This is a genomic window from Bacteroides sp. CAG:633 (assembly GCF_000435115.1).
In the GTDB taxonomy this organism is placed as follows: Bacteria; Bacteroidota; Bacteroidia; order Bacteroidales; family Bacteroidaceae; genus Bacteroides; species Bacteroides ndongoniae.
Window position 1 is genome coordinate 96402 of sequence record NZ_FR883157.1, and the last position, 11530, is coordinate 107931.

The 11530-nt window shown below is 44.7% G+C and carries 11 protein-coding genes; 9 read left to right on the forward strand and 2 right to left on the reverse strand.

The annotated features are described in order from the left end of the window. Positions 1–33: 33 nt before the first annotated feature. Positions 34–2892, forward strand: a complete 2859-nt coding sequence (locus QVP67_RS15455) for a bifunctional fucokinase/fucose-1-phosphate guanylyltransferase (protein WP_288180315.1) — start codon at positions 34–36, stop codon at positions 2890–2892. Positions 2893–2998: 106 nt separating this feature from the next. Here QVP67_RS15455 and rlmH read toward each other — a convergent pair whose 3' ends face one another. Continuing rightward, complete coding sequence (rlmH, locus tag QVP67_RS15460; protein WP_071149167.1) at positions 2999–3472, reverse strand: 23S rRNA (pseudouridine(1915)-N(3))-methyltransferase RlmH; 474 nt, start codon at positions 3470–3472, stop codon at positions 2999–3001. Between the two features lie 206 nt (positions 3473–3678). Between rlmH and QVP67_RS15465 the strand changes: the two genes are divergently transcribed. From QVP67_RS15465 to QVP67_RS15495, 7 genes are all read left to right on the forward strand, one after another. Further along, entirely contained in the window at positions 3679–4071 is a 393-nt protein-coding gene (locus tag QVP67_RS15465) for a DUF4783 domain-containing protein (RefSeq protein ID WP_022164459.1), read from the forward strand. After that, entirely contained in the window at positions 4064–4912 is an 849-nt protein-coding gene (gene nadC, locus QVP67_RS15470) for a carboxylating nicotinate-nucleotide diphosphorylase (RefSeq protein WP_022164460.1), read from the forward strand. The genes QVP67_RS15465 and nadC overlap by 8 nt, the downstream gene beginning before the upstream one ends. Positions 4913–5100: 188 nt before the next feature. Next, a complete protein-coding gene (locus QVP67_RS15475; RefSeq protein ID WP_071149417.1) occupies positions 5101–5652 on the forward strand; it encodes an RNA polymerase sigma factor in 552 nt (183 codons plus the stop codon). Then, positions 5639–6727 (forward strand): outer membrane beta-barrel protein, encoded by a 1089-nt coding sequence (locus QVP67_RS15480; RefSeq protein WP_022164462.1) that lies wholly within the window; start codon positions 5639–5641, stop codon positions 6725–6727. The genes QVP67_RS15475 and QVP67_RS15480 overlap by 14 nt, the downstream gene beginning before the upstream one ends. 19 nt (positions 6728–6746) lie before the next feature. Further along, on the forward strand, positions 6747–7295 hold the full coding sequence (locus QVP67_RS15485; protein ID WP_022164463.1) for a DUF4943 family protein: 549 nt from the start codon (positions 6747–6749) through the stop codon (positions 7293–7295). A 12-nt stretch (positions 7296–7307) separates the two neighbouring features. Continuing rightward, positions 7308–7988: a DUF4858 domain-containing protein gene (locus tag QVP67_RS15490; protein WP_022164464.1), complete on the forward strand. Its 681-nt coding sequence runs from the start codon at positions 7308–7310 to the stop codon at positions 7986–7988. Positions 7989–8101: 113 nt separating this feature from the next. Continuing rightward, positions 8102–9061 (forward strand): NAD(P)H-dependent flavin oxidoreductase, encoded by a 960-nt coding sequence (locus tag QVP67_RS15495; protein WP_022164465.1) that lies wholly within the window; start codon positions 8102–8104, stop codon positions 9059–9061. Between the two features lie 144 nt (positions 9062–9205). Here QVP67_RS15495 and ald read toward each other — a convergent pair whose 3' ends face one another. Beyond that, on the reverse strand, positions 9206–10312 hold the full coding sequence (gene ald / locus QVP67_RS15500; protein WP_022164466.1) for an alanine dehydrogenase: 1107 nt from the start codon (positions 10310–10312) through the stop codon (positions 9206–9208). 212 nt (positions 10313–10524) lie between these two features. On the opposite strand from ald, the gene QVP67_RS15505 reads away from it, so the two are divergent. Beyond that, a partial coding sequence (locus tag QVP67_RS15505) for a M23 family metallopeptidase (protein WP_288180304.1) occupies positions 10525–11530 on the forward strand: 1006 nt, incomplete at its 3' end.

Here is an 11530-nt window from a genome sequence, read left to right on the forward strand (position 1 = left end):
TTATTTTGCACTTACTTAACATTAGCTAATCTTATAGCCACTATGCAAAAAATGTTGTCTTTGCCGCCCAATTTGGTTTCGGCTTTTTATGAATTAGAGAAGGTTGACCCTAAGGAATGGTTCTGTACATCAGATCCTGTCGGTGTGAAATTAGGGTCGGGAGGTGGAACTGCCTGGTTACTCAGAGAGTGGGCTCGGTGCCGTCAGAATGCCGACAAAACTGAAAAACGTATTTTACTTCATGCCGGCGGGCAAAGCCGGCGGCTACCGTCGTATGCTCCTTCCGGCAAAATACTTACTCCTATTCCGGTATTCCGTTGGGCACGGGGACAACGGCTGGGGCAAAATCTGCTTTCCCTGCAATTGTCGCTTTATGAAAAAATCATGGAGCGCGCTCCCGAAAAACTGCGTACGCTGATTGCCAGCGGCGACGTCTATATACGGGCTGAAGAATCTTTGCAGGATATTCCTGAGGCAGACGTGGTGTGTTACGGATTGTGGGTAGACCCTGTATTGGCTACTCATCACGGGGTGTTTGTTTCCGATCGTAAACAGCCGGAAGCTTTGGACTTTATGCTTCAGAAACCTACTTTGGCCGAATTGGGGCAGTTGTCAAAGACTCATCTTTTCCTGATGGATATCGGTATATGGATTTTGAGCGACAGAGCTGTCGATTTATTGGTGAAACGCTCCCAAAAGCCTGATGATGGTTCGGGAAAGCCTTATTCCGATTTGAGATACTACGATTTGTATTCTGATTTCGGATTGGCATTGGGCAATCATCCGCGTATTGCAGACGAGGAACTGAATGCCTTGTCGGTAGCGATATTGCCTTTGCCGGGAGGTGAATTTTATCATTATGGAACCAGTCGCGAACTGTTGTCGTCTACTGTTACGTTGCAGAATAAAGTGTATGACCAGCGACAGATTATTCATCGGAAGATGAAACCGAATCCTGCTATTTTTGTACAGAATGCAGAAATACATGTCGGCTTTTCCTCGGATAATGATAATGTGTGGATAGAGAACAGCTTTGTAGGTGAACGTTGGAAGTTGGGCAAACGGCAGATTATTACCGGTGTACCATATAATAATTGGGAGTTGAATTTGCCAGACGGAGTTTGTGTGGATATAGTGCCTTTGAGCGACGCCCGTTGGGCTGTTCGTCCTTATGGATTCGATGATGTATTCAAGGGAGATTTGAAGGACGAGAAGACTATGTTCCTGGGAAAGCCTTTCTTGCGTTGGCTGGATGAGCGGGGACTTACAGCAGAAGGCTGGAGTGAACGAACCGATGATTTGCAGGCAGCTTCGCTATTCCCGGTTGTGTCTGATGCGGAACAGATGGGGAAAGTGTTGAGCTGGATGGTTACAGATCCGATGTCTAAGGAAGGGAAAGACATTTGGTTGCAGAGTGAACGTCTTTCGGCTGATGAGATCTCGGCACAAGCCGATCTTAGGCTGCTGTATGCCCAACGTGAAAGTTTCAGAAAAAAGAATCTGGAGACTTTGGCTGCCAATTACGAGAAAAGCGTTTTTTATCAGTTAGATTTGGATGATATAGCCGGAGAATTTGCTCATTATGGGCTTCCTGCTCCAGAACTACTGCCTGATGATGCTCCGTTGATGCAGCGTATCCATAATCGGATGTTGCGTGCCCGCATAGAAAAGTTGGGTGGAAAAGATTTCAAGACCGACGAACAGGGTGCGTTTGCCCTGTTGCGTGAAGGATTGTTGGCCGATATGTATGCGAAGAAGAGTCGCCCGCATCTCAATGTTTACAGTGACCAGATTGTATGGGGACGCAGTCCGGTTCGCATTGATGTAGCAGGTGGATGGACCGATACTCCGCCATATTCCTTGTTTGCCGGTGGCAATGTGGTCAACATGGCCATCGAACTCAACGGGCAACCTCCTTTGCAGGTGTATGTGAAACCTTGTAAAGAGTTGCGCATTGTGTTGCGTTCCATTGATATGGGAGCAATGGAGGTGGTGTCTACTTTTGATGAGTTGCAGGATTACAGACAAGTGGGTTCTCCTTTCTCCATTCCTAAGGCAGCTTTGGCGCTGGCAGGTTTTGTGCCGGCTTTCTCGGAAGTTACTTATTCTTCTTTGGAAAAACAGCTGGAAGCATTCGGTACAGGAATCGAAATCACATTGTTGTCTGCTATTCCGGCAGGTTCCGGTTTAGGTACAAGCTCGATATTGGCTTCGACGGTATTGGGATCGTTAAGCGATTTTTGCGGGTTGGCTTGGGATAAGAATGAGATTTGTCGGCGTACTTTGGCATTGGAACAGCTGCTTACTACCGGCGGAGGTTGGCAAGATCAGTACGGTGGGGTATTGCAAGGCGTTAAGTTGCTGCAGACCGAACCGGGCTTTATTCAGAATCCGTTGGTGCGTTGGCTGCCTGACCATTTGTTTACCCATCCTGAGTTCCGTGCCTGTCATCTTCTTTATTATACAGGTATCACCCGCACAGCTAAAGAGATTCTGGCTGAAATAGTACGTTGTATGTTTCTGAACTCATCTGTCCATCTGGATTTGCTTGCAGAAATGAAGACGCATGCATTGGAAATGGCAGAAGCGATCCAACGGAACGACTTTGATGCTTTCGGACGGATGGTGGGTAAAACGTGGAAGCAGAACAAGGCTTTGGACAGTGGAACAAATCCGCCTGCGGTAGAACAGATTATAAACCTTATTAAAGATTATACGTTAGGTTATAAACTGCCTGGTGCCGGTGGAGGAGGCTATTTGTACATGGTTGCCAAAGATCCGCAGGCAGCGTTGCATATACGTGAATTGCTGACTCAGCATGCTCCTAATCCGCGGGCACGTTTTGTAGAGATGTCGCTTTCTAATTTAGGCTTTCAGGTTTCACGCTCTTGAGAAATAAAAGTGCACTAACTGCTGCACTCACAGTGCAATAACTTGTGCACTCAGAGTGCAGTAGTTAGTGCACTGCCAGTGCACAAGCCATTGCACTTTTTTTCCCTTATTCGTGGTGATAAGGGCCATTGTTCAGGATAGTCATGGCACGGTATATCTGTTCTACAAATATAAGGCGGACCATCTGATGTGAGAAAGTCATACGCGATAGTGAAAGTTTCTCCTGGGCAGCTTCATATACCCGCTGGGAAAAGCCGTATGGACCTCCAATGACGAAAACCAGGCGTTTGTTGACTGTATTCATTTTGCGTTTCATGTAGTCGGCAAATTCGATGGAACGCATTTCTTTACCTCCTTCATCCAGCAATACGACAACATCGCCAGGTTGCAATGCCTTCAGAATGAGTTCTCCTTCTTTTTCCTTTTGGATGTCGGTGCTGAGGCTTTTGGTATTTTTCAGTTCGGGTATTACTTCTATTTCGAATTGCAGGTAACGTTTCGTGCGTTGTACGTAGTCGTTAATGGCTGTGATGAAATGTTGTTCTACAGTGCGCCCTACGACGAGTAATATTGTCTTCATAAGTTTCTGGTTTTGGTTGCAAAGATAGGGCTTTTTACCGATTTCACATATTGGGAGCATGTTCTTCGCTTGCTGGCAGGTTGTTTTTGAGGTCAAAATATAGAGAAATTATGGTGCGTTATGGCCTGTTTTATAAAGAATATGAGACTTTTTTCTTGTATTTTGGGATAAATGCTTACCTTTGCCTATCATTAATAATTGTGTAAATGAAAAAGCGAGTTATTTTATTGCTGGCTGGCTTTCTTGTTTGTTTGCCTATGCTTTTTGCTCAAGAGGTGCCAAATGCGCTTGTGATGGCCTTTAAAAAGGGAAATTCTCAGGAACTTGGTAAATATTGGGGCAATGAGGTCGAACTGGTTATTCAGAAACATACTGAACGCGCAGACAAACGAACGGCAACGAATAAAATGGCCCGTTTCTTCTCTGGAAATCGAGTGAGTGATTTTCGGGTGAACCATCAGGGCAAACGCGATGAATCGAGCTTTATTGTGGGAACTCTGACAACGGCTAATGGCAAGTTTCGTGTAAACTGCTTCTTTAAAAAAACGGGTGACAAGTATTTAATACATCAAATAAGAATTGATAAGACAAATGAGTAAGGAACAAGAATTGATAGACAGACTGATTGATTTGTCTTTTGCCGAAGATATCGGCGACGGTGACCATACCACTCTTTCGTGTATTCCCGAAACAGCAATGGGAAAGTCGAAACTTTTGATTAAGGAGGCTGGAATACTGGCAGGTATAGAGATTGCTAAAGAAGTATTCCGTCGCTTCGATCCTACGATGAAAGTCGAAGTTTTCATTAATGACGGAGCTGAAGTGAAACCGGGTGATGTAGCTATGATTGTAGAAGGAAAAGTGCAGTCGTTGCTGCAAACCGAGCGCTTGATGCTGAATATCATGCAACGTATGAGTGGAATTGCTACAATGACTCATAAATATGTTGAAAAACTGAAAGGTACAAAAACCCGTGTGCTGGACACACGGAAAACGACACCGGGTATGCGTATCCTTGAGAAGATGGCAGTAAAGATTGGTGGAGGAGTAAACCATCGCATCGGATTGTTCGATATGATACTGCTGAAGGATAATCATGTTGACTTTGCAGGTGGTATTGACAAGGCTATCATGCGCGCCAAGGAATATTGCAAAGCGAAAGGAAAAGATCTGAAGATCGAAATCGAAGTGCGCAATTTTGATGAGTTGCAGCAAGTGCTCGACCTTGGTGGAGTAGACCGTATTATGTTTGATAACTTCACTCCGGAGATGACCCGAAAGGCTGTAGAGATGGTTGGCGGGCGTTATGAAACAGAATCTTCGGGTGGTATCACATTCGACACATTGCGCGATTATGCAGAGTGTGGTGTTGATTTCATTTCGGTCGGCGCTTTGACTCATTCGGTGAAAGGACTGGATATGAGCTTTAAAGCTTGTTGATAAATAGAAATATGTTTGGAACGTTTTGATACGTTATGACCTCCCATTAAAGATGCATAGCTAATGCAGATTTATGGGAGGTTTGTTCTTTAACTTCTTTTTGGATTTTATATTGCAGCATTGTCCCAGGTGTTGCGTCTAATTAACGGATGGCGCAAGGAAGAGGCGCCCGTAAAAGAGCATTGGTATTGGAAAATGAGATAGAGTTGGTTGAGGGCTGTAGAGCGGGGATGGATTCCGCTCGGAGGGAGTTGTATACTCTCTATTCCAAACAGATGCTGGCAGTATGCTACCGTTATACGGGTGATATGGATGCTGCTTATGACGTATTGCACGATGGGTTCATTAAAATATTTACCCATTTTACGTTTCGTGGAGAATGTGCTTTGGGTACATGGGTAACCCGGGTGATGGTGACACAGGCTATCGACTATCTGCGCAAGCAGCAACGCTTCAACCGATTAGTGGTGACAGAAGAACAATTGCCGGATATAGCCGATGAAACGGAGGTAGCTGAAGCCGGATCACGGCTGTCTGAAGAATTGTTGATGAAGTTTGTAGCCGAGTTGCCAGATGGATGCCGTACTGTATTCAACTTGTACGTGTTCGAAGAAAAGTCGCACAAGGAGATAGCCGAACTGCTTCATATCAAGGAACATTCGTCCACATCGCAACTTCATCGTGCCAAAAGTCTATTGGTAAAAAGAATTAAAGAATATATTGACCATGAGAGAAAATGATGAAATCACCGGTTTGTTCCGTCGTCGTCTTGAAGGCATGGAGATGGACGTACGCGATGGCTTTTGGGAAAATCTGCAAAACGATTTGCTCAAAGCACAAACTGTATCGGGGAAGAAGACTATTCCTTTCTCTCCTAGATTCTATCGTACGGTTGCTGCAGCTTCTGTCGTTTTTGTGTTGGGAGTTGCTTCTGCTGCTTTTTGGTACTTCTCTCCTAAAGAAGAAATCGAGCAGGCTTTTACAGAAGTAGCAACGTTGGCTCCTAAGGGAAGCTTGGATGGAGATATTGTACAGGAAACCTTTCCACCGGTTCGTCAGATGGCATCGGGAAGTCAGAATACAAGTCCGTTGAGACAGGCCAGTGCGACGCCTGCAGCTGTGGCTGAAGAAGATGAAAACGAAAATGTTTCGCTGAGGGTATCTATCACAATTACGCAACGGCTTTACGGTAACCGCCAGTCGCAAGGAGGAGGACATTATGCTCAGGCTGGTGGGCTGCACTACAAACCGTTATCCGGAAAATCCTCTGAACAAAAAGAAACTTCCTCTGTTTCTATATCGGAGGAAAAAGATAATAAGACTGAAGATGTACATGCTCTCGTTCGCAACTGGGCTCTGAAAGCTTCGCTTGGTACTTCTTTACCTAAGGGGGATTTTGCGGCACCTTTGACAGCTGGGGTTTCGGTTGAACGGAGATTGAACAAATACCTGTCTTTGGAAGCAGGGTTGCAGTATAACTACTTGCCGGTTGGTAAGTCGGTTGGCAACGATTTGCAGGCATTGGCAGTTCCGTTGCGGCTGAATGTAGCTTTGGCTACATTTCCCAAAGTAGATTTGTATGCAGTTGTTGGTGGAAGTGCAGAGAAGATTGTTAATAAAGGCTTTTCCGAAGATCCGGTTCGCCTTTCGGCTGTGGCAGGATTAGGAGTAGGCTATAAGCTCAATGAACGTTTGTCTTTGTTTGCTGAGCCTCTGCTTTCACATCATTTTGCAACCGATTCCGAAGTCCGGAGTTTACGTAGTGAACGGGCGACCAACATGAATCTTCTGTGTGGAGTACGTATGACTTATTAACCATAAATTTGAATGTATGATGAAAAACTTAAGAACTAAAATATATATGTATGGACGCATTCTGACGTTTGTACTCTTTATATTGACTTTTGTCTCTTGTGGCAAGGAAACATTGGACTTTAATAATCCGGATGTTGAACTGTTTGTCAAGCAGTTGAAGAACGGAAATTATTCGGCAGAAGGAGCTGATGGTCTAAGCAAGTTTCCTCGTTTTAGCCAGGACGATATCGATGATCTGTTGAAGTATGCAGACGATCTGACGGTGATTCCTTCCTTTCCTTTAGCTCCTGTATCCTATTCGGCTGGCGGAAAGTTGCGCTTGGGAGAATGTCTGTTGTGGACTGTAGAGACAATACGTCTGGGACATAATGCCTCTATGGGCTGTAAAATGGTTCATACGGATGCCGAGAATTATGAGGGTATCTACTTCTTGTCGGACGAAGAAGTGATTGATGCAGTGGCCCGCTATCGTCGTTGGTGGGAGGCACGCAAGTATCCGCGAACGATGTGGACAATAGATCCTTGCTATAACGAACCTCTTTGTGGCAGTGGATATATGTGGTGGTAATTTGATTTCCTTATGAAAACATTTTTGCTCGTTTTAGGGCTGCTGTTTACAGTAGCTCTCCCTTGTTATTCCCAAAACTGGACGGCACAGGACTCTTTGCGCTTACAGAAATTGTTGGATGGTGAGAAGCAACCGGAGCTGAATCCGGAGGCTATCGAAGAACTGTTTCACGGAAAACTGATGGGAAATCAAAAGCTGTCAAAGCAGAAAAAATGGCTGGACTTTGATGAAACCTTGCCGACTGCTCCTAAGGTTTCTACAGAAAAAGTTGTGTTGACGTTGTATCCTTACAAACCTAATACACCCTATAATTGGGATCCTGTATATCAGAAGAAAATACATGTCGATAAAGACACTTGGCGAGGACCATTCTATCAGCTGAAGACACTGAAGACTCCTACCAATTGGGCTAAAAATCCGTTGGATGCCGGATTGCGTGAATCCGTGGAACAGATAGAGGCCACAGGTTTACGTTATCGGGCGACAGAGCGGCTGAATAATATGATGGTGGGTACCTGGCAGAGCACGGCTGGCTGTGGTGTAGGAGGTTTGGACTTGATGTTGCCGTTTACCCGAGAATTCTGGAGTTTCAAAAAACGCAAGATCAGAAAGCGTACGCTGGAGGTATTGCGCACGTATGGAGACTCGATTACGGTATGGGAACGAAAAGATATGGATTCTGGTTTGAAGTAAGGTGGAAACTTTTTGCTGTTATTGTTTGTTTTTACTATAAATATGCAGGTATAAGCATGGAATGGTCAAGAAGATTATCCGATACATACATTTAATTTTTTTTGTAGTGAGATATGAATAGAATAACTTCTCTTTTTGGAATTAAATATCCTATTATTCAAGGAGGAATGGTCTGGTGCAGTGGTTGGAGATTGGCTTCCGCTGTGAGCAATGCTGGAGGATTGGGACTGTTGGGTGCAGGATCCATGCATCCGGAAACCTTGCGTGAACATATTCGGAAATGTCAGGCTGCTACAACAAAGCCGTTCGGAGTTAATATTCCCCTGATGTATCCCGAGATAGAAACGATCATGCAGATTGTGGCTGATGAAAAGGTCAGGATTGTTTTTACTTCTGCCGGTAGTCCCAAGAAGTGGACAGGATGGTTGAAAGAACGTGGTATAACAGTGGTGCATGTTGTCTCATCATCACGTTTTGCCGTTAAAGCTGAAGAGGCGGGTGTTGATGCTATTGTGGCAGAAGGTTTTGAGGCTGGCGGTCATAATGGACGGGAAGAAACTACTACCTTGTGCTTGATCCCTGCCGTGCGAGCAGTAACATCGCTTCCGTTGATAGCTGCCGGAGGAATAGCAACCGGAAGAGCTATGCTGGCTGTGAGAACACTGGGAGCCGAAGGCGTTCAGATAGGAACGCGTTTTGCGTTGACCGCAGAAAGTTCGGCCAGTGAAGCTTTCAAGAATTACTGTTTGCAATTGGAAGAAGGAGATACCCGTTTGATGCTGAAGAAACTTTCACCGGTTCGTCTGGTACGGAATAAATTTAGAAGTGACGTGGAGATTGCCGAAGCAAGAGGTGCAAGTGAAGAAGAACTTCGTCTGTTGTTGGGACGAGGACGTGCCAAGTTGGGTATGTTTGAAGGAAATCTGGAGGAAGGTGAACTGGAAATAGGGCAGGCGTCTTCTTTGTTGTGTGGTAAGGGAATTCAGACAGTAGAGGAGGTAGTAAACGACTTGCAAAAAGAATATGCTGAAGCATGGGATGAGATGCTTAAAAACAAAGATGCCCTGATCTGAAAAGCTGGAGAAATTAAGGTATAAGACATCAGTCTGTATACAAAGAAATACACGGATTGCAACTAACAACGATGAGTGTTGGGAAGCATCCGTGTATTTTTTTATGTTTCGAGAAAACGTCTGGTAGGATAAACAGCGTATCTCTTATAGTTCAATAGTCTCGTATTTCAATCCGAATACGTCAGCCACTGCTTTATAGGTGACTTTGCCTTCTACAATGTTCAGTCCGAGTGCCAGTGACGGATCTTCTTTGCAGGCTTGTTTCCAGCCTTTGTTGGCTAACGCTACAGTGTACGGCAAAGTAGCGTTGGTCAAAGCCATAGTCGAAGTAAAAGGTACGGCACCTGGTATGTTGGCTACTGCATAATGCACAATTCCGTCTATTATATAAGTAGGATCACTATGGGTAGTGGGGTGTGAGGTTTCGAAACAGCCTCCTTGGTCAATGGCTACATCCACCAGCACAGTTCCCGGCTTCATCAGTTTCAGCATATCTTTGGTTATCAGATGCGGTGCCTTATCTCCTGGAATGAGGACAGATCCTATTACAAGGTCGATGTTAGGCAGCTCTGTCACAATGTTGTGCATGGACGAGTAGAGTGTCTTGACATTTTTGGGCATTATTTCGCTAAGGTATCGCAAGCGGGCAAGATTTATGTCAGTGATCATGACTTCAGCTCCCATACCGGCTGCAATTTGGGCGGCATTGGTTCCAACAATACCTCCTCCCAGCACAAGTACTCTTGCCGGGCGTACTCCTGTAACTCCTCCCATGAGTTTACCTTTTCCGCCTTGTGGCTTTTCGAGGAAGTGTGCACCGACTTGTGTGGCCATACGTCCGGCCACTTCACTCATCGGAGTAAGCAAAGGCAGCGAACGGTCTTCTTTTTCGACTGTTTCGTATGCAATGCACACAGCACCACTTTCTATCATGGCTTCAGTCAGCACTCTGTCGGCGGCAAAGTGGAAGTAGGTAAATACAACTTGCCCTTTTTTGATGAGTTTATACTCAGGTTCGATAGGCTCTTTAACCTTGACAATCATATCGGCAATGGCATATACCTCGTCAATCGAAGGAAGAATCTTGGCACCTACGGCCTGATAGACGTCATCGGTGAAGCCGCTATTTGCACCAGCATTGGTCTGTATATGCACTGTATGCCCTTTCTTCACCAGTTCGGCAACTCCTGCAGGGGTCATTCCTACACGGTTCTCATTGTTTTTAATTTCTTTGGGTACTCCGATAATCATAACCTTGAAGTTTTAAATATGAGGTTAAACATGGCTAAAGATACTGATAATTCTGATATTTTGTTATTTGTGTAGTGTGTTGTATAGCATATATGCAGCTTTTTGCTTGCAAAATGATTAATCGGCATTTGCATACGAGTTTTTTTCATTACTTGAATCTTTCTTTTTATATTTGCCGTACGTTTAAGTATAAAAAATAATTGTTTGTTGTAATGAACGGAAATCTTAGGTCTATTCTCTTTTTATTGGTAGGGTGTGGCTTTTTTGTGCAGACGAAAGCACAAGATGTCTTATTCAACCCTCCCTTTGATTTTCCGATTGTGTTTTCCGGAAATTTTGGTGAAATACGGGCCAATCATTTTCATGGAGGACTGGATTTTAAGACCGGCGGAGTGACTGGTAAACCAGTGTGTGCATTGGCAGATGGATATATCTCCCGAATTCGTGTTACTCATGGGTCGGGATATGTGCTTGATGTTGTTTACGATAATGGTTATTCTACCATTAACCGTCATCTTAGTGCTTTTGTAGGCGAAATAGCCCGTAGGGTAGAAGAACTGCAGTATAAAGAAGAAAGCTGGGAAGTGGATATAACTCCCTCACCTGACGAATATCCGGTAAAAGCCGGACAAGTCATTGCATTGAGTGGGAATACGGGATATTCGTTCGGACCTCATTTGCACTTGGATGTTTTTGAAACATCAACCGGAGATTACGTTGATCCGTTGCCCTTTTTTAAAAAGAATGTGAAAGATCATACAGCACCACGTGCACAAGGCATTATGGTATTTCCTCAGCCTGGCCGTGGAGAAGTAGAAGGAAAGCAGACTCCAATTACATTTTCCATGCAACGTCTGGGAAAACCCATTGTGGCCTGGGGATGGATTGGCTTGGGAATTCGTGCTTATGATTATATGGAAGGAGCGCAGAATCGTTATGGGGTGCATACGGTGATCCTGGAAGTAGATGGAAAAGAAGTATTCCGCAGTGTGGTCGATCGTTTTGCTTATGAAGAAAACAGGTACATCAACTCGTGGACGAAAGGACAATATATGAAATCGTTTATCGCTCCTGGCAACCGTTTGCGCATGTTGCATGCCTCCAATGACAGTCGCGGACTGATAAATATAGATGAAGAACGTGCCTATCAGATTGTTTATACATTGATGGATGCGTTGGGCAATACATCCAAAGTACGCTTTACCGTGCAGGGAAAGA

Coding starts and splice junctions, on each gene's coding strand:
- rlmH (WP_071149167.1), bottom strand. CDS start 3,472: ATGAAGACAATATTACTCGTCGTAGGGCGCACTGTAGAACAACATTTC.
- QVP67_RS15465 (WP_022164459.1), top strand. CDS start 3,679: ATGAAAAAGCGAGTTATTTTATTGCTGGCTGGCTTTCTTGTTTGTTTG.
- nadC (WP_022164460.1), top strand. CDS start 4,064: ATGAGTAAGGAACAAGAATTGATAGACAGACTGATTGATTTGTCTTTT.
- QVP67_RS15480 (WP_022164462.1), top strand. CDS start 5,639: ATGAGAGAAAATGATGAAATCACCGGTTTGTTCCGTCGTCGTCTTGAA.
- QVP67_RS15485 (WP_022164463.1), top strand. CDS start 6,747: ATGAAAAACTTAAGAACTAAAATATATATGTATGGACGCATTCTGACG.
- QVP67_RS15490 (WP_022164464.1), top strand. CDS start 7,308: ATGAAAACATTTTTGCTCGTTTTAGGGCTGCTGTTTACAGTAGCTCTC.
- QVP67_RS15495 (WP_022164465.1), top strand. CDS start 8,102: ATGAATAGAATAACTTCTCTTTTTGGAATTAAATATCCTATTATTCAA.
- ald (WP_022164466.1), bottom strand. CDS start 10,312: ATGATTATCGGAGTACCCAAAGAAATTAAAAACAATGAGAACCGTGTA.